Raw genomic sequence first — 18,418 nt, 5'->3', positions numbered from 1 at the left:
TATTGTTAATGTATTGAAATGAGGAATGTCTCTAGCAGATATAAAGTAGTGAGTAACAGCTCACTAGTGACGGGGAGTTGGACGTTTAAATACATAGCATTGTATACCATAGAATAGGTAATTTATTGCTAATGTATAGAGATGGGGAATGTTTTTAGTAGATATAAAGTAGTGAGTAACAACTCACTTGTTATGGTAATTAAAAACATATTTGGTAATTTAGATATATCTGGTAAAAGAATCAAAAAATATAGTTAGCAAGGTTGTAGTGAATTTTATATGATTACTTATTATATAAATAGGATAATATAATGGAATTTTACTGATAAATAGAATGTATTTGATAAGTTAAAGTTAAGAATAATATTTATTATTGAAGGTGGTGAAATATTAAATATTAACAAATTTATCATGCTTCTATCCTGAAATTAAACTAGTGCTATTATTAATTAATGATTTAAGAATAATTAATTAAATTATTTTTCATCTATAATGTGTTTTTTATAATATTTTTAGGTTTAGATAAATATTTTTATAATTAAAATGCAAGATTAGAAAATTAAGTTATAAATAAAAATATGATAAAACATATTTATTTGAAATCTAATAAAGGAAATTCTTCCAATATTTTTTTAAACCACGGTGTGAAAGCTTCAGGATTAAGAAGGATCTCTTGTTTTAATTGAGTAATATTTACCCACCTTATAGATGAGACTTCTTCTCTATTTGGTTGGATATTCTTGTTATAATGTCCAATAAAGATATGGTCATACTCATGTTCAATTAATCCTCCCTGAACATCAGCTTTATAAATTAAGGAACCTATATGCGTTAATGGAGTGGCAAAGCCTAGCTCCTCTTGAAGTCTACGTTCAGCGGCTTTCTGAGTATCTTCATTAGGTTTAGGATGGCTACAGCAAGAATTTGCCCATTGCCCAGCTGAATGATATTTATGAAGAGCTCTCTGTTGAATCAGTAGCTCGTTTTGCTCATTAAAAATAAATACTGAAAATGCTCGGTGCAGATGACCGAGTTGATGCGCCAATAATTTAGGCATAACACCAATAGGTTCATCATGTTCATTTACTAAAATTAATTCATCTTCCATTTATATTATTTTCCTTCATAAAAATGATTTCAGTAGTTTAGTATAATTAAAAATATAAGTTTGCATATTAGAGCTATTTACTAATAAACATAATTATTTTTTACTCGCAGCTATCATAAGGTTATATAGCTGCGAGTATAAAATTATTTTTGTTGTAAAACCCAAACTGCAGCTTCGACCCTTGATTTTAAATTGAGTTTTTTAAGTAAATGTTTAACATGTACTTTTACTGTGCTTTCTGCGATATCTAGTTTACGAGCTATCATTTTATTTGATAAACCCTGAGAGATCAGTTCTAAAATATCGGCTTCTCTTGGTGTCAATGAAGCAATATTATTGTCATCCTGTGTGGTGTTATCTCTTAGTGATTCAGCAAGTACAGATGCTAATGTTGGGCTAACAACTAACTTACCGCTTGCTGCTTCTTTAAGGGCTACGATAAGCTCTTCAGGTTCCATATCTTTTAGTAAATAACCATCTGCACCTCTTTTTAGTGCATTGACTAAATCATCACTATAGTTAGAAACGGTAAAAAGAATAATTCTACCTGACAACTCTCGCTTCCTAAGTTCATCAAGAGTTTCAAAACCATTCATGCCTGGCATGTTGAGATCCAGTAAGATAAGGTCAGGATCTTGCTCTTCAGCGATTTGGATACCTGTTTTACCATCTCCCGCTTCACCGATAACTTGTAATGAAGGTTCCAAACTAATCAATTGTTTGACTCCATTTCTTAGCATCGGATGATCATCAATAAGTAGAATGGTTGATTTTTCGTTCACTATATTTGTATTTTCCATAGATGATTTTTCCGGTATGTTAAGCGTCAGATAAAGGGAAGGTAACTTTTACCTCTGTTCCACCTTGAGGCCTAGGTGTAATACAACAGTTGCCATTAAGGCTTAATGCTCTTTCTCTCATAATAATAAGCCCATAATGATTAAGTTTATCAGTATTTGACGTGATCCCTGTACCATCGTCAGTAATTATAATAGTCACAATACCATCATACTGGTTTAATGAAACCTCAGCCCATTTTGCATTAGCATGTTTTAAAATATTGGTTAATGCCTCTCGGACTATTTGTATAATATGAATAGATTGATGCGGTGAAATACTTTTTGCGGGTAGGTCGTAATTTAAGTCTATTTTATACCCCATACGTTCGCTAAATTCATTAATGGTACTTTCTAATGAGGGGAGCAGACCTGGCTCCGTTAATTTAAGCCTAAATGTGGTTAATAGCTCTCTCAATTGACTATATGCGGTATTAATCTCGCTGCGCATTTCCGTTAACAACTGTTGTGGCTTTTCTGGTAATGGATCAGGTTGTAATTGCAGGTAACTAATTTGCATCTTCAAGCAAGATAGAGACTGGGCGATAGAGTCATGAAGTTCTCTGGCAATAGCAGAACGTTCATCCATGATAAGCAACTGTTGCTGTTGTTCTATTTGGTGTTCCATTGCTAACATGCCAGAAATTTGTTTTGCTAAAACAGAAACGAGATTGTTTTGTTCATCTGAAAGTATTTGATTATCTTCAATCTCACCAATAATAATGCCATAACGATGCATATTGTCTGATAAATCCCATTGCAAGCTAAGAGGTTTCTCGGTTGTGACTTGTTGTTTTAGTTGCTTTGTATTTGCTTCAGATAATCCGGTTGAATGGCAGCATATTTCATGAAAATATGCTTCATTGCTTTCTTCATACAACCGTAAACTCAGATTTTTGAGTATGGTAATGTTTTCTAGTTCAATAAGAACTTTTTGTAATCGCAAGTAGAGGGGATCCGAGGAATGAAGGATTTGGTTTGATTGATATAAATAAGATAACACCTTATTTTTTGTGATTAAGTCTGCAGTTTTTTCTGCGACTCTTTCTTCAAGCTGATGATAACTTAGCGCTAATTCATCTGACATCTGGTTCAGAGTTTCTCCTAGCGCATTTAATTCATCTTGCCTATTATTTTTAGGGTAGCGTTGGCTAAAATCTTTTCGTCCAATTGCATTGACCATTGATAATAATTTAACCCATGGGTAATAAATTTTTCTTCTCAGGTGCCAGATAGTTCCCATCAGTAATAAGAATACTAAACTGATAAAAATCAGTTGTGTCATGGCAACATAAGCAATCTTTCTTTCCGTTTTCTCATCAATGTTATGAACTAATTCATCTAGTTTACTTACAAATGATATAACTTCGTATCTTGCATCGTTAGGTGCATTTGCTTCCATTAATGAGGGTTTTAAGATATGTAACCAATAATTGTAGAGTTCATCAAATTGAGGCGTTAAATTTTCGATCTTTACAACTTGAGTCAGCTCTGGGCTGATGAGGTCAGATTCTAATGCATCGAGATAACGCTGATTCTGGGTATTTAAAGGGACTAGAGAAAGCAATCTGTAGCTCTGCATTCGTAGTGAACCAGATTTATTTATTGCATGAGCGTTACCCTGTACACTTAAAATCATTCGATTGGAAATCGTCATCCCAATAATTCCTAAGATCGCAATAAGTAGCATAAGGCCGATCACTTGGTTAATAATTGAAAATCGACGATACAGTGTGGGCATGTGTCACTTCCTTAAAGAGTAGCGCTAGCGAACTTAAAATGCATATTTCTCGTATTGTTCATAAAGGGTCGAATATTAAATATACTACTTTGGTAGTAATTTTCTGGATCTATAACGATATAGATAATAAAAAATAAAATTTTTCTTTAAGTTTTATGCTTTTATTTATTGATATATAAGATTAAATTTGGTTTGACTGGAAATAGGTTTACGTATTATAGCGTAAATTAAAGATGAGTTTCTTTTGATTTAGATCAGTTTAAATATCGAAGTAAATCAATATGTAAAATAATATACATCGAAAGTGTCTTTGATAATCATATCAATGATAGAAAGAAAGGCAGCCCTAATCGATAGAGCTACCTTTTTGTTTTAAGCTTTTTTAAATTTTTTGAATAGTGAGATTATCGCAACAAGGATTAGGCCTGTTACTAGCCCAAAAAATAAATTAATTATAGTTGGTAAGATAAACTGCATAGTACTGCCAATGATAGGCGTTAAGGTTGCTGTAAAGGATATTTCGGTGATCCATTCTGAAATATAGCTGATACCGTGGGTTAGAATACCACCACCGACCATAAACATCGCGGCAGTCCCTACAACAGATAATGTTTTCATCAGATAAGGAGTGGCATAAATTAATGAATTACCACATTTTTTTAATAAAGAAGAGGTTTTCTTCTGTAAATAAAAGCCTAAGTCATCTAATTTGACAATCCCTGCAACTAAGCCATATACACCGATAGTCATTACGATAGCAATGATAGAGAGTACGGCCACTTGGTTGATAAAAGTGGTAGTGGAAACAATACCTAGTGTGATGGCAATAATTTCGGCTGATAAAACAAAATCAGTACGAATAGCCCCTTTAATTTTTTTACTTTCAAATTCCTTAAGTTGTTCTTCTGATAACTGTAATTGATTTTGGGAAACAGTATCTTTTACGTTAGAATGCAAGAGCTTATGAGTGATTTTTTCTGCGCCTTCAAAACAAAGGTAGGCTCCACCAATCATAAGTAGTGGTGTGATAGCCCAAGGAAGAAAGGCACTGATTAATAATGCTAAAGGAACAAGTATTAATTTATTAATAAATGACCCTTTAGCAACGGACCAAACAACAGGAATCTCTCTATCTGCACGAACACCTGTGACTTGCTGGGCGTTTAGCGCGAGGTCATCACCTAAAACCCCAGAGGTTTTTTTGGCAGCCATTTTCGTCATGACGGAAACATCGTCTAGTACAGCGGCAATATCATCAAGTAATGTGAGTAAGCTACTTCCAGCCACAGGGTTATCCTCAATATTTTTTAAGGTGTCATTAATGTTTATTAGGTCAGTTAATGGATAATTAGTTCACTACAACATAAACCATATGTACAAATAAGATAATTCCACTGCAACTGATAAGTCTGAATTTTGAATTATTAAATTTTTATGACAGTGGAACCAATATGGTTTTTTCTTTTCTAACTTATTAATTTTAGTAAAGTAACATATTGCTATCTGCTATTTTACTTTATATTCGGTTTAATTATTTAGTTTATAAATAAATTTTAATAGATAGGTATAGGGTTAATACATGTCTTCTCAGCCAGTTTTGAGTATTGTCGTTGCTGTATATAATGGTGAAAAATTTTTACCTCAGTTTTTTGATAGCTTAATTGCGCAAAAGTTAGAAAATTGGGAGCTGATCGTTGTAAATGACGGCTCTAAAGATAAAAGTGAAGATATCATTAAGTCTTATGCAGATAAATTTGTACATTTGAAAGTGCTTTATCAAGAAAACCAAGGTGTCTCAGTTGCTCGTAATACGGGGATGGCTGAGGCTACGGGAAAATACATTACATTTCCTGATATTGATGATGAAATTAGCCCACAAATGTATGGGCGTTTATTAGAAATCGCATTATCAAATGACCTCGATGTTGCAACTTGTAATGGGACTTATGTTTATACTAATGGCGATGCTCCAAAGGCAATTTTCCCACCGAATAAAGTCCCGTCAACTGGGGTGATTTCAGGCCCTGAGTGGCTTGAAATTGGCTTAAGTTCACGCAAGTTTTTGCATGTAACTTGGCTGAATTTATATCGTTTAGACATGTTGCGCCAACACAAATTTTTCTTTGAGCCCAAATTACATCACCAAGACATTCCTTGGACAACAGAAGTGTTGCTCGTAGCAAAGCGCGTGCAATTTATTAATGAACAATACTATCGATATTTAATCCATAACCAATCTGTTTCACACTCATTGAGTGGTGATGAGCGCTCAGTCCGTAAGATAAAAACCTATTTGAAGATTATTGATATGCTGTTAAATATTTACCAGCGTTATCCTGAACAAGTTAAACAAGCCCCTGCTTGTTTATGGCAGGTAGGAAAGGAAGGCTTAGGGGTGATTCAAGCGCTATTAGCCATCAAATCACCAGATGTACAGAAGGAAATGGTACAACTATTTTTTGATAAAGGTTATTGGCAAATTGTGTGGGCGCATGCAACTACAGTAAAATTAAAATGGCGATTAATTAGACGTTACACAAAACTAAAAGAAATTATCAAATCATAATTTACTGAAAAGGTAGCTATTTTTATAGGCTACCTTTTTTGTTTCTATTTTGCTAATTGCTTTAGAGAAGCAATAAACATATCCCATAACTTTGGGTTATCTAACTTTGTAGCGACTTGCGTGTGGCAATCTGCTTTAGCGGGGTGGCGAAAGTCAGTCACCGTCATACCCGTTGTTAAAGCACCTTGCAGTTCGATATCAATCGGAGCTTTAATCGTTTCCATTATGGATGGGTCGATAACATAAGCAACAGCACATAGGTCGTGGACAGGGGCATGGTTAGTATAGCCATTACGTCTGCGGTAACCTGCAGTGTAGTAATTTAGGGATTCAACAACAAAATCACTTACAGGTGTATTTAACGCTGCAATTGTTTCCATTATTTGGTCGTCTGGCCTTGCTTGATGTGTAAGATCTAACCCAATCATAGTGATAGGCCAAGTTTCATTAAACACGATATGAGCAGCCTCAGGGTCTATAAGGATATTGAATTCAGCGACTGCAGTTCGATTGCCTGTATGGTAGCCTCCTCCCATTAAAACAACTTCTTTTACTAATTCTACAATTTCAGGTGCTTTTCTCACTGCCAAAGCAATATTTGTTAGCCCACCAATAGGAACGAGAGTAATTGTTTTAGGCGGATGTGATTTGAGTGTATCAATAATTAGGTCAACAGCATGGCGCTGATCAATAGGGAGCTTGGGATCGAGGAGATGAGTACCGTCAAGGCCTGTTGTACCATGAACTTCTGGCGCAGTCTGTATTGTTCTCACTAGTGGCCTAGAGCAACCTGCGGCGATAGGGATATCATTTGCACTAACGAATTCCATAATTGCGCGTGCGTTATGAGTAACTTTATCTAATGTTTGGTTTCCGACGACTGTAGTTACCGCAAGTAACTCTATATTTGAATTGCCTAATGCTAAGAAAATTGCCATTGCATCATCGTGGCCGGGGTCACAATCGATAATAATTTTATTGTTAGACATTATTTCTCCATTTATTAGGTTATTTACGTTTAATTGACATAATATATGGATATATTTATTTTTATGTGATGTAAGTTCTATTTTTATGAATACTAATGTAATGAAATTATTCATTAGGGTTACTAATGGAGAGTGATGTGATTAACATATTAATAACAATCGTGTTGAGTTTATAAAGATAATGTGTTCTTTATGTAGTTTTAAGCAATATAAATGAAACCGCCCAGATGGTTTTATTAACGACTTAATGATTGAGGAGGCAGAATGGAGAACTATCTAGAAAGATTACCTGATGTTATTGATTCTGTTGCAACTAATCAGTTTTATCCTAATTTATTATCATGGTTGTCTTCACTTATTGCATTCGATAATGCGATTGTTTACTCCTTTGAAAAAGGAGCTCCACCTCGATTTCTTTCCAAAGTAGAGCGCCGTAATAGCGATAGTATTAACAGAATCTATCAACGAGGTGCTTATTTAATGGACCCATTCTACCAAGAAATCCAAAAAGGCGGGGCTTCTAAAGTATTAACACTAAAAGAACTCGCACCTAAAGGATTTTATCATACGGACTATTATCTCAATTTTTATCGTAAAACAGGGTGGTGCGATGAGGCAGGGTTGCTGTTAGATATTTCAACTAATAGGCAGTTAGGTATTTTTTTTGGTAATGAAGATAGGCCTTTTTTCTCGGAAAAATATACGCAAGCGCCACTTAAAGACGCCTTCGATATCATTCGTAGCATGGTCAAACTTCATAAAGATGTTTCTCCTTCTTCGGTGTCGAATCACTACCAAAATACAGACATGCAAACACGATTTGGGTTAACACCGAGAGAGTGTGAAGTTGTCGAATTAATCTTAGCGGGTAAAGGTTCACCACAAATTGCACAGGCACTTTTCATCAGTTTAGGGACAGTGAAAAATCACCGTAAGAATATCTATCAAAAATTAAGTATTAATTCACAGGTTGAATTGTTTAACTTATTAATTAATAGGTTAAGCTAAGTATAATATGCTTTTATATTTATTTTAACCTAATGATTTAAAAGTGTTTTATGGCTGTTATCTTTTTTATTGCTGCGTTATTTTTTTGTTTTTGTCTAGATGACCTTAATAAACTTAAATTCAATTAATAATCATCATTATTAATATGGTAATATTTGTATAACTAATTGTTTATAATCTTATATTTTTTGATTTTGTAAATTTTATTATTATTTAAATATTCTACTTGCATCACAATTGTTAACTTTATGTTTCGAATGTCCCTAAAGGGATATGTAATTGTTAATGTAAGGTTAAGATAATCAGGTTATCGAAAGATACTAAACAGGGTATCCATAATGAATAACCAAGTAGAATCATTGACTTACTATGCTGCGACTAAGAAATATGACTTACGTTTTCCTACATTAAAGGAAGATCTTGATGTTGACGTCGTGATTATTGGTGGCGGCTTTTCTGGGATCCATACCGCACTTGAGTTGTGTGAGAAAGGGATTACCAATATCGCTATTTTGGAAGGACGGCATCTTGGCTACGGTGGCTCAGGGCGTAATGGCGGCCAAGTGATGGCGGGTATTGGTCATGACATCGATGCAATTAAAAAATATGTCGGGCCAGAGGGTTTAGAAACAATTTTTAAACTCAGTAATATGGGTGCAGGGATCATGCGTGATCGCATCGCTAAATATGATATTGATGCAGACTTTTGCCGTGGTTATGCATACTTAGGAAGCAATAAGCGCCAAGAAAAGACTTTGCGTAGTTGGCTAAAAGATTTCAAGTCTGTCGATCCTGAGGAAGAAATTGAGTTTTACAGTGGCTCAGAACTAAAACAGATTATTGGTTCTGATGCTTATACCTGTGGTATCAAACACATGGGCGGTGGGCATGTACATTCATTGAACTTATTGTTAGGTGAAGCGAAAGCGGTTAGTGAAATATATGGCGCTAAAATATTTGAGAATAGCCAAGTATTAAATGTTGAGTATGGTAATACCATCAAGGTTAGAACTGCGATGGGAACGGTCAAAGCACAAAAAATGCTGTGGGCTTGTGATTCATTTTTAAATGGCCTTGAGCCGACGATCTACCCTAAGACCATTAATACTTACGCATATCAATTAATGACGGAAGAGTTGCCTGATGAATTGATCGAGCAAATTAGCCCAATCCGTGGTGCTTATAGTGATATTCGTCCAGTTATTGATTACTACCGAGTGACGAATGAAAATCGCCTCTTATTCGGCAGTTCAACGCATTTTCTTGAATACATTCCATCTGACCTTAAAGCATGGAATCGTAACCTAATGCTAAAAGTCTTTCCCTATCTCAAAGATGTCAAAATTGAATTAGCTTGGGGTGGACCAATGGCATGTAGTGCAAATTTATTTCCACAAATTGGTTCATTACCACAACATAAAAATGTGTTTTATGCGCAGGGCTATTCAGGTTTTGGTGTTACGCCTAGCCAGATTGTGTGCAAAGTCCTGGCTGAAGGGATGGTAGAAGGTTCTCATCGTTATGACTTAATGAGTTCTATCCCGCACGCCAATATTATTGGTAAAGATAGCATGCGTAATGTGACTGTTTCACTGGCAAAAATAATGCATCAAACATCCGGTTATTGGCAAGGTCGCCGTTAATTCGTTATCCGCCTAACTAGTTTATTTAAATCGATTAAAGGTAAAAAAATTATGATTAGTCCATTACTGTTAAACAAACCACTGCCAGAACTATTAAATATTGGTAGCGTGACAAATTTAGGTTCTGTGGTTGTTGAAGGCGACCCTCAAGCGAGTGTTGCGATGATCCACGGTGAACCAACGGATAATCTAACCTGTGGTATTTTTGCTTGCACTAAAGGTAAGTTCAAAATGGTGTATCCATTTGATGAAATGGCGACAGTCCATGAAGGTTCGGTGAAGTTAACGGATGTGAAAACCGGTGTGACGGTTGAATACCATAAAGGCGATACATGGTTTGCTGCGAAAGGTACCGAAGTTTTATGGGAAATTGATGCACCACGCTTCGTAAAACATTACCTAGCTTGTGTAAATGCCTAATTAGTTTCTATTGAGTGGAGTGATAACAATGAGTGAGTTAACCCTATTACCAGAAGTCAGCGAGTTCTTGAAGCGTCAACACGGCCATTTTATCAACGGGTTACCGGTTTCTGGCAAGGGCGATACTTTTTTTGATGTTGTTAACCCTGCCACTGAACAGGTTATTGCTAAAGTAAAAGAAGGGACTTTAGCCGAAGTTGATGCCGCAATGGATGCGGCTCATACTGCATTTAAAGGGGTTTGGGCAAATACCACACCAATGGAAAGAGGGAATTGCTTAAACCGCCTTGCTGACCTACTTGAAAAACACCTTGAAGAATTAGCCCAGCTAGAGACGTTATGTTCAGGTAAAACCATTCAATTATCTCGTTTTCTTGAAGTGGGCTCATCTGCCCAGTTCTTGCGTTATTTTGCCGGTTGGGCGACAAAAATCAGTGGAGAGACATTGAATGTCTCATTGCCTTCTTTTAATGGTGAGAAATATTCTGCATTTACTCAGCGTGAACCCGTTGGCGTTGTCGCCGGTATCATTCCTTGGAATTTTTCGATCATGATTTCCATTTGGAAATTAGCTGCCGCTTTAACATGCGGTTGCACGATTGTGTTGAAACCAAGTGAATTTACCCCGCTAACTATGCTAAGGGTGGTGGAATTAGCAAAAGAGGCAGGGGTACCTGACGGTGTAATTAATATCGTGAATGGTGGTGGTCGTGAAGTTGGGCCTGCACTGATTCATCATCCACTTTGTTCTAAAGTGACATTTACGGGTTCAGTACCAACAGGTCTGGCGGTAGGGCGCTCAGCGATGGAAGGTAAATTAACCCGAGTCACACTTGAACTTGGTGGGAAAAACGGCGCTGCATTCTTAGCTGACCTACCGGTTGAAAAAATTGTTAATGGGATTATTGAAGCGGGATATCTAAATCAAGGACAAATTTGTGCGGCTGCTGAGCGGTTCTATATTCCCTCTAAATTGATGGATGAAGTATTAGCGGAACTAAAAACACGTTTGTCTGCGATGAAAGTGGGTTCTCCATTAGATGAAACAACCGAAATGGGGCCGCTGGCAAATAAAGCGCACTATGAAAAAATCTTAGGTCTGTTTGAAAAAGCTCGCCAAGATGGCAGTGAAATTATTTATGGTGGTCAGCCCATTGCAGGTGCTGGGTATTTTGTGCCTCCAACCATTATTCGTGCTAATAGCCCAAATGATGTATTGATGAAAGAGGAAACATTTGGGCCAATAGGGACTTTCTTAAGCTACGATGATGAAGAAGAACTTATTGAGATGATGAATAGCACTCCATTTGGTTTAGCTGCGAGTTTATGGACAAATGATCTCAGTAAAGCGATGCGTATGATTTCACGCATTGAAGCGGGAACCGTATGGGTGAATATGCATACCTTCCTTGACCCAGCAGTCCCATTTGGTGGTGTTAAGTCATCGGGTATTGGCCGTGAATTTGGTAGTACCTTTATTGAGTATTACACAGAGTTAAAATCTGTCATGGTGCGTTATTAGTGTTCGATTTATATTTAATTAATCAACATTTCCCGGCCATCGTGCCGGTTTTTTTTGTATTTCAATACAGGAAAAGTAAAAGCGTGAGTTATGAAGAAGGTTGATAATGATTAATTGTCGAAAAAGCGATGAAAATAGATGCCGTAGGTGGTCGTTAAACAAATTAGAGCTTTTCTTGGCGAATGATAAACCCTGATGATACAAGCTCGGTTCGGTTCGTCACATTCGCTTTAGTGAAGATATTGCGTAAGTGAGTCTTCACTGTTGATAGTGAAACTCCCAATAATAATGCAATTCGCTTATTACTTGCGCCTTCCCGTACTAAATGGATGATTTCTTGTTCTTTAGGGGTATAAGACACTAGCGAGTCGGGTAACACATCGAATGTCATTAGTTCAGCGACAGGCAAGATAGCATTTAATCGCATGATTTCTTGCTGGCTAAATGGGCTGTCTCGCAGCACCGAAATCCCCGCAATAATTTTATTTTTACGGCGAATAAATATTTCTGCCATATCAGCCATGTTATTTGGCTGCATAAAATCATGGAAAAAAGCCTGATTTTGCTGGCGTATTTCAGAATCCATTCTCACTAAGCGTAAGTCATCACTGCGAAAATGGTCAGGGTGCAAAGGGTCTAATTGGTGAAAATAAGTGAGATATTCTTCGTGCATTTTTGCTGAGATCCCATGAAGAACGTAGTTATCTGGCTGGCAATGATCATTCACGAGGTAATACACCAATGCGGAAACCGGAATAATATGAGCAATGGTATTTAGGCAGCAATCAATTAATGTTTGTTGATGAGGCTCGAATAATGGTGAAGTCATCATATTCCCTTGCGTATTAATCGAATTATTATCATGCCTCTTAATGCGGTTAACATAAAATAAACATATTAATAACGTGAAGTTGATAACAGTATTTAAAACTGATGAAAACCCCATAAATATTGATTTGGTGCTTTTTGGTATCTTTAGGGAGTTGTTTATTAATATATTAATGAGTAATTTATTTGCTACATATTGATATTACTTTGATTATTTTTTTTGCCCTTTAGAATATGGGTACTTTTCGCGAGTTGCATTTTATTTCCCCTCTCTCTAGGTATCGTTCTTTAGGACGATAGCAGCCTGTTTAGGCTTATTTCTATAGTGGATATGTAGTTACTTTGTTTTTACAAAAAATTCACATTCATGACTGGGTAGAGAGTGAGAGGGATGTAAAATGAATTTATCCTCAAAATTGTCGACACATTTAGAAAAAGGGAAAGTTGGCTTTCCGACCACATTGGCGAGTTCTGCCGGCTTGATTATGGCTAGCCCCGTTATTTTAACCGTTACGAGTGGATTCGGTATTGGTGGTGATACATTCGCCCTAGCGGTGTTATTCAGCTTCATTATGATGCAAGCTCAGCTAACCACATTTTCGGAGGCTGCGGCTATTCTACCAACTTCAGGGTCGGTATATGACTATATATCGTGTGGAATGGGGCGTTTTTGGGCGATAACTGGCGCACTTTCGGCTTATTTGATTGTGCATGTGTTTGCAGGAACTGCCGAAACGATCCTTTCAGGAATTATGGCGCTCGTTAACTTTGAGCATCTCAATACTGTCCTAGAGACCAGAAATTCATCTTGGATGGTTGGCGTGGGATTAGTTGTCACGTTTGGGATTTTAAATGCATTTGGTATTGAAGCCTTTGGTAAGGTCGAGGTTGTACTAACATTCGCCATGTGGTCTACGTTAGTGATTTTTAGTGTGAGCGGTTTGATGTTGCCGTTTCATGTCGATATGGACGGCTGGTTTGGTCAGCCACTCAATACGGATCCAACGCTCATCCTTAGTTTTGTGGGGATGGCAATGTTCATGTTTGTTGGTTGTGAACTCGTTACTCCAATGGCGCCTGAAATTAAAAATTCTGCCAAAGTGATCCCTCGCGCGATGACCACGGGTTTATTCTGCGTCGCACTCTGTATGGTGTTATTCGGTGCAGCTCTAGCGAACCAAGTGGAAAATGTGGTCGTTGACCCGCAAACAGGCACACGCTTACTTGAAACACCGATGGCAATCCCTGCATTCGCTGAAATTGTCATGGGCGAGTTTGGGAAGTATTGGATAGGTGTCGCATTATTATTGGCTGGTGGAGCAACCATTAATACGTTAATGGCAGCGGTTCCGCGTATTCTTTATGGAATGGCGCTTGATGGGGCATTACCACGCATTTTTGCTTATTTACACCCGCGTTTCAAAACCCCGGTATTCGGTATTTTAGTCGCCGTGATGATCCCATGTTTGCATGCTTTTGCTATTCAAGGTGACCTTGACCGTATTATTCCATTGGTACTGGCGGCGGTGTGTTCTTGGGGGACGGCTTACTTGTTAGTAACGATTTCAGTGGTGTTATTGCGCATTCGTCGACCTGACTTACATCGTGCCTATCGTTCGCCTTTTTTCCCTATACCGCAAATTATTTCGAGTGTCGGAATTATTTTAGCTATTGTGTATATCACTCCTCCTGGCATGAATAAGTCGGATGTCTATATTCCCTTTGCCATTATGTTAGGTTTAACAGCAGGATATGCATTAATTTGGACTGTTTTCGTACAGAAAGTTAACCCATTTAAACCTGTAGATGTTGAATCCGTTTTATCGAATTCCTTTGCTGATGAAGAAATGGAAGGAGGCCAACTTGAGCCATTACGTAACCTCGCCTAAACCATCTTTGTGGGAAAGAATCGGTAAGCTCACTCAGCAACGTTTGCCTGCCGGATATCAAACAGGATTGACACTTAACCGTGTTGAAAAGGACATGGCACCTTATCCATGTGAATGGGGAGCACCCGGAGTGCTCCTTGTACAGCCTGAGCCTGAGTTAACCATTGAAGTGACTGAGCGACCAAGAAAATTGTTTCTCGCTTTTATCGTATATAGCCGCTTTGCGGTATCTGGCAAGTGCGCTGATAATATCAATGCAACAATTGAAGTAAAAACCCGTGGGAGTATAAAGAAAAAACATATCCATTTTGTATCGAAACAAATGGATGGTCATAAAGTTATCGAGTGGTTGAATGAATACCCCGTTATTCGGCAAACATTAGAAGAGCTGGAATTTAATCATTGCAAGATAGAGTTTAGCGGTGGCCGTTGGCGTTGTGAAATTGAGCCTTATACGGCATCAGAAATGGTGAGCCGCATCCCAGCGACTCGTCGTTATTTGAGATTAATACAAAAACAACGTTATTATTTATTGAGTGCGCTGCAGTTAATTAACCAACTGGTGGAAAAACGTGCTGTGAGCCATTGAGTTTAAAAGAGTTTTTTGATAGTAATAATTATTATCAATTGACTCGCTGGAATTTGATGTGAAATCTTTGCCTCTTTTAGGTTGTATGTTGTTGTCATCTGCTGCAATGGCAACGCATTCTGACTGCATACGTTTATCTGAGCTTTCCTTTGCTGAAGGGGTGCATGATAGCGAAGGTCATAGTTGCTTATCTTTTGAAGTATCACAGCAAGATTTTATAAAACAACGTGGTGAAGGTCTTTCCAAGGTCCTGTTATTGGATTCCAATAAGCAGCCAGTGCGTGCATTGCAAGAGTATGGTTCAGTACAAGAGCCCCATAGCGCGGATTATGTAGTATCAGAAAATGGGGTTTATTATTTAGCGTTGAATGGTGAGCCGGGTAAACCTTGGCAATTAAAGTTTGATATCAGCCAGTACCAGCCTTTAGCCATTAAAAAAGATGATGAACCTATTAGCCCGATGCTACAAAGTTTGCTTGATGAACATTACCAAAATGGTGATACAAGCGCATTTTGGCAAGCTGTCACCGCCCAAGGAACACCACTGGTTGAGGCGTTTTCAAATCGACAAAAACGCGTGACATTTCTTTGGCGTGGCGCGAAAGCAAATGCCTATATTCTAGGGGCGCCGTCAGGTAATCACGAAAGAATGGCCCACTTGGCGGGAACGGATATTTGGTATCGTTCTTTTATCATTCCTAATGATACGTTATCACAATATAAAATTGCACCGGATATACCTTCTGTGCCTGAGGGCGGCTTTGCTCAACGTAAAGCGATTTTAGTCACAGCGCAGTCTGATCCTTATAATTCTCATGTTATTCCTTCGCAACGCGTAGATAAATATAACCGTTTTTCGTTGTTATCATTGGTACCGAACATACGCCAATGTCACTTCCCTGATGTAGAAAACAGGCAGATTAAAGGCCGTTTAGAGACATTTACGTTGACGAGCCAGGTATTAAAAAACGAAAGAAAAATAACGGTTTATCAGCCTAATATACCAATGGAAGCTCCGGCGCTATTGGTGTTATTAGATGGGCAAATTTACCTGAAAGACTATCAGATGGAGAAATTTTTTGATAAGTGGATAAATCAGGGGAATTTTCCTGCTATGAATATTGTATTTGTGGATAGCATCAATTCAGCGCGTCGTGGTGATGAGCTTCCTCCTAATGATGCCTTTCCTAAGTTGCTGGCGGATGAACTTATGCCCCAACTCGCGGAAATGGGAATTCAAGCACCTGCAAGCCATACGATTATTGCGGGTTCCAGTTATGGAGGGCTTGGGGCGGCATGGAATGCGTTACAGCATCCTGAAGTTTTCGGTAATGTCATTAGCATGTCAGGATCTTATTGGTGGGCTCCGAAGGATAAAGACCCTGAATGGTTGATTCGTGAAATCGAAATGATGCCAACACAACCGATCCGTTTTTTCCTTGAGGCTGGCCTTTTTGAACAACGTGGTAGTTGGGGGGGAATTATTCAAAACCACTATCGGTTATTCGATGTTCTAAAACATAAAGGTTATCAAGTTGATGCCATTGAACTCCCTAGCGGGCACGACTACGTTTCTTGGTGTGAAACGCTTTATGAGGGAACAAACCAACTTGCGTCACAATGGTAAATAGCCCTAATGCTCATTTACAAAAAGCAGCTTATATTTAGCTGCTTTTTTACATTTATGACTAACGTCTTCATTTCGCCATAAAAGCGTCATTCAACTGTCATCTGGCTCCTTTAGCATGCCTTTCATTATTTGAAATATACATCTTCTCTTTTCATTATTGATTGGCAAGGAAACAGTTATGACTGGTAATTTTATGAAATCCCTTTTAGCTGTCACGGTAAGTGCTTTAATTTTAGGGAGTACAGTCCCTGCCTACGCGGCTGATAAAAATGATGCGGTGTCAGAAAACCGTGCGGCTCAAGGTGATATTACCAAATTTGGTGGTGCGCGTCGTTTAGCGACAGAGCAAACTGATATCATGAAAGCCGCACTTCACAATGGCCAAGCCAAAAATGTGATTTTATTTATTGGTGATGGTATGGGTGACTCTGAGATTACTGTTGCTCGTAACTATGCAGAAGGCGCTTCAGGGTTCTTTAAAGGTATTGATGCCCTGCCAATCACTGGCCAATATACCCATTATGCGTTAGATAAAAAAACACAAAAACCCGACTATGTAACTGACTCTGCGGCGTCTGCCACCGCGTGGTCTTCCGGTGTGAAAACCTACAATGGTGCATTAGGGATTGATGTATTTGGTAATGACCATGAAACATTAATTGAGATAGCTAAACGTAATGGTAAAGCGACGGGTAACGTCACAACTTCCGAGATTCAAGATGCAACGCCTGCTGCGCAATTTTCGCATGTGAGTGCGCGTAAATGTTATGGCCCTGAGGAAACAACAGAAAAATGTGCGGCTAACGCGCTAGAAAATGGCGGTCGTGGTTCAATTTCAGAACAACTGTTGGTAACTCGTCCTGATGTCACGCTTGGTGGTGGCGCTAAGAGCTTCAAACAAGAAGCAAAGGCGGGTGACTACAAAGGTAAAACGTTGGAGCAACAGGCGATTGAGCGTGGGTATAATATTGTGCGTGATGCTAAGTCATTAGACAGCATCAAAGTTGCAAATCAAGATAAACCCGTTCTGGGCTTATTCCATGATGGTAACATGACCGTTGCATGGGAAGGCCCGAAAGCGGTTCACTACGGTAATATCAACAATGCGCCATTGGAATGTAAACCGAATGCGAAGTTAGACCCTAATGCACCAACATTGGCTCAAATGACGAAAAAAGCGATTGAGCTGTTAGAAGTCAATCCAAATGGTTTCTTTTTGCAGGTTGAAAGTGCCTCTATCGATAAGCAAGACCATAAAGCAAACCCATGTGGCCAAATTGGTGAAACTGTTGCTCTCGACCAAGCTGTACAAGTCGGCTTAGATTTCGCTAAAAAACATGGTGATACATTAGTTATCGTGACTGCTGACCATTCACATTCAAGCCAAATTATTCCAGAAGGAACAAAATCAACGGGCTTAACGCAAGCGTTGATTACTAAAGACGGCTCTGTGATGGTGGTAAATTACGGTAACTCTGAAGAAGATGATTCTCAAGAGCACACCGGTGCTCAGTTACGTGTGGCGGCTTATGGCCCACATGCGGCAAATGTAATGGGTCTAACTGACCAAACTGATTTGTTCTTTACCATGCGCGATGCAATGGGATTGAAGCAATAAACCAACCCTGTAGTGAAAATTCTCCGCAATA

The 18,418-nt window shown here is 38.2% G+C and carries 15 protein-coding genes; 9 read left to right on the top strand and 6 right to left on the bottom strand.

The features are described 5' to 3' along the window. Positions 1-592: 592 nt before the first annotated feature. The 4 genes from idi to SJ312_RS11560 form a co-directional block, all read right to left on the bottom strand. Positions 593-1,108: an isopentenyl-diphosphate Delta-isomerase gene (idi, locus tag SJ312_RS11575; RefSeq protein WP_110592457.1), complete on the bottom strand. Its 516-nt coding sequence runs from the start codon at positions 1,106-1,108 to the stop codon at positions 593-595. Between the two features lie 143 nt (positions 1,109-1,251). Continuing rightward, a complete protein-coding gene (gene narL / locus SJ312_RS11570; RefSeq protein ID WP_004905790.1) occupies positions 1,252-1,908 on the bottom strand; it encodes a two-component system response regulator NarL in 657 nt (218 codons plus the stop codon). 19 nt (positions 1,909-1,927) lie between these two features. Continuing rightward, complete coding sequence (gene narX / locus SJ312_RS11565) at positions 1,928-3,685, bottom strand: nitrate/nitrite two-component system sensor histidine kinase NarX (RefSeq protein ID WP_319867768.1); 1,758 nt, start codon at positions 3,683-3,685, stop codon at positions 1,928-1,930. 372 nt (positions 3,686-4,057) lie between these two features. Next, positions 4,058-4,972: a DUF808 domain-containing protein gene (locus SJ312_RS11560; protein ID WP_110592455.1), complete on the bottom strand. Its 915-nt coding sequence runs from the start codon at positions 4,970-4,972 to the stop codon at positions 4,058-4,060. 292 nt (positions 4,973-5,264) lie between these two features. Here SJ312_RS11560 and SJ312_RS11555 point away from each other — a divergent pair, with 292 nt between their 5' ends. Next, positions 5,265-6,251, top strand: coding sequence for a glycosyltransferase (locus tag SJ312_RS11555; RefSeq protein WP_096865187.1), 987 nt, complete (start codon positions 5,265-5,267; stop codon positions 6,249-6,251). 44 nt (positions 6,252-6,295) lie between these two features. On the opposite strand, the gene SJ312_RS11550 is transcribed toward SJ312_RS11555, so the two are convergent. Further along, entirely contained in the window at positions 6,296-7,240 is a 945-nt protein-coding gene (locus tag SJ312_RS11550) for a nucleoside hydrolase (RefSeq protein ID WP_319867766.1), read from the bottom strand. A gap of 264 nt (positions 7,241-7,504) precedes the next feature. On the opposite strand from SJ312_RS11550, the gene SJ312_RS11545 reads away from it, so the two are divergent. The 4 genes from SJ312_RS11545 (at position 7,505) to SJ312_RS11530 (ending at position 11,833) form a co-directional block, all read left to right on the top strand. Beyond that, positions 7,505-8,248, top strand: coding sequence for a helix-turn-helix transcriptional regulator (locus tag SJ312_RS11545; RefSeq protein WP_110592454.1), 744 nt, complete (start codon positions 7,505-7,507; stop codon positions 8,246-8,248). A gap of 338 nt (positions 8,249-8,586) precedes the next feature. Further along, positions 8,587-9,891 carry an FAD-binding oxidoreductase gene (locus SJ312_RS11540; RefSeq protein WP_319867764.1) on the top strand — a complete coding sequence of 435 codons (1,305 nt, stop codon included), beginning with the start codon at positions 8,587-8,589 and terminating at the stop codon, positions 9,889-9,891. Between the two features lie 51 nt (positions 9,892-9,942). Beyond that, entirely contained in the window at positions 9,943-10,311 is a 369-nt protein-coding gene (locus tag SJ312_RS11535; RefSeq protein ID WP_094962713.1) for a cupin domain-containing protein, read from the top strand. Between the two features lie 28 nt (positions 10,312-10,339). Then, positions 10,340-11,833 (top strand): aldehyde dehydrogenase family protein, encoded by a 1,494-nt coding sequence (locus SJ312_RS11530; RefSeq protein ID WP_110592453.1) that lies wholly within the window; start codon positions 10,340-10,342, stop codon positions 11,831-11,833. A gap of 163 nt (positions 11,834-11,996) precedes the next feature. Here the strand turns inward: SJ312_RS11530 and SJ312_RS11525 are convergent, their stop codons facing one another. Beyond that, the gene (locus tag SJ312_RS11525; protein WP_094962715.1) at positions 11,997-12,662 is read right to left on the bottom strand and encodes a helix-turn-helix transcriptional regulator; all 666 of its coding nucleotides are present in this window, start codon (positions 12,660-12,662) and stop codon (positions 11,997-11,999) included. 397 nt (positions 12,663-13,059) lie between these two features. Between SJ312_RS11525 and SJ312_RS11520 the strand changes: the two genes are divergently transcribed. The 4 genes from SJ312_RS11520 (at position 13,060) to phoA (ending at position 18,387) form a co-directional block, all read left to right on the top strand. Further along, positions 13,060-14,550 (top strand): APC family permease, encoded by a 1,491-nt coding sequence (locus SJ312_RS11520; protein WP_110592452.1) that lies wholly within the window; start codon positions 13,060-13,062, stop codon positions 14,548-14,550. Then, a complete protein-coding gene (locus SJ312_RS11515; protein WP_243154733.1) occupies positions 14,525-15,139 on the top strand; it encodes a DUF3156 family protein in 615 nt (204 codons plus the stop codon). Before SJ312_RS11520 ends, SJ312_RS11515 begins: the two co-directional genes overlap by 26 nt. Positions 15,140-15,197: 58 nt before the next feature. Then, positions 15,198-16,766, top strand: a complete 1,569-nt coding sequence (locus SJ312_RS11510; protein ID WP_243154734.1) for an alpha/beta hydrolase-fold protein — start codon at positions 15,198-15,200, stop codon at positions 16,764-16,766. Positions 16,767-16,947: 181 nt separating this feature from the next. Then, complete coding sequence (gene phoA / locus SJ312_RS11505) at positions 16,948-18,387, top strand: alkaline phosphatase (RefSeq protein ID WP_165879953.1); 1,440 nt, start codon at positions 16,948-16,950, stop codon at positions 18,385-18,387. Positions 18,388-18,418: the final 31 nt, after the last annotated feature.

It is taken from the genome of Providencia sp. CIM-Carb-044, assembly GCF_033901115.1.
GTDB classification, from domain to species: domain Bacteria; phylum Pseudomonadota; class Gammaproteobacteria; order Enterobacterales; family Enterobacteriaceae; genus Providencia; species Providencia hangzhouensis.
This window is presented reverse-complemented; position numbering and strand designations above follow the sequence as displayed.

Bases quoted from the DNA above. Each gene is read 5' to 3' on its own strand.
- SJ312_RS11555 (WP_096865187.1), top strand. From the start codon at position 5,265: ATGTCTTCTCAGCCAGTTTTGAGTATTGTCGTTGCTGTATATAATGGT.
- phoA (WP_165879953.1), top strand. From the start codon at position 16,948: ATGACTGGTAATTTTATGAAATCCCTTTTAGCTGTCACGGTAAGTGCT.
- narX (WP_319867768.1), bottom strand. From the start codon at position 3,685: ATGCCCACACTGTATCGTCGATTTTCAATTATTAACCAAGTGATCGGC.
- SJ312_RS11530 (WP_110592453.1), top strand. From the start codon at position 10,340: ATGAGTGAGTTAACCCTATTACCAGAAGTCAGCGAGTTCTTGAAGCGT.
- SJ312_RS11545 (WP_110592454.1), top strand. From the start codon at position 7,505: ATGGAGAACTATCTAGAAAGATTACCTGATGTTATTGATTCTGTTGCA.
- narL (WP_004905790.1), bottom strand. From the start codon at position 1,908: ATGGAAAATACAAATATAGTGAACGAAAAATCAACCATTCTACTTATT.
- SJ312_RS11540 (WP_319867764.1), top strand. From the start codon at position 8,587: ATGAATAACCAAGTAGAATCATTGACTTACTATGCTGCGACTAAGAAA.
- SJ312_RS11550 (WP_319867766.1), bottom strand. From the start codon at position 7,240: ATGTCTAACAATAAAATTATTATCGATTGTGACCCCGGCCACGATGAT.
- SJ312_RS11520 (WP_110592452.1), top strand. From the start codon at position 13,060: ATGAATTTATCCTCAAAATTGTCGACACATTTAGAAAAAGGGAAAGTT.
- SJ312_RS11525 (WP_094962715.1), bottom strand. From the start codon at position 12,662: ATGACTTCACCATTATTCGAGCCTCATCAACAAACATTAATTGATTGC.
- SJ312_RS11535 (WP_094962713.1), top strand. From the start codon at position 9,943: ATGATTAGTCCATTACTGTTAAACAAACCACTGCCAGAACTATTAAAT.
- idi (WP_110592457.1), bottom strand. From the start codon at position 1,108: ATGGAAGATGAATTAATTTTAGTAAATGAACATGATGAACCTATTGGT.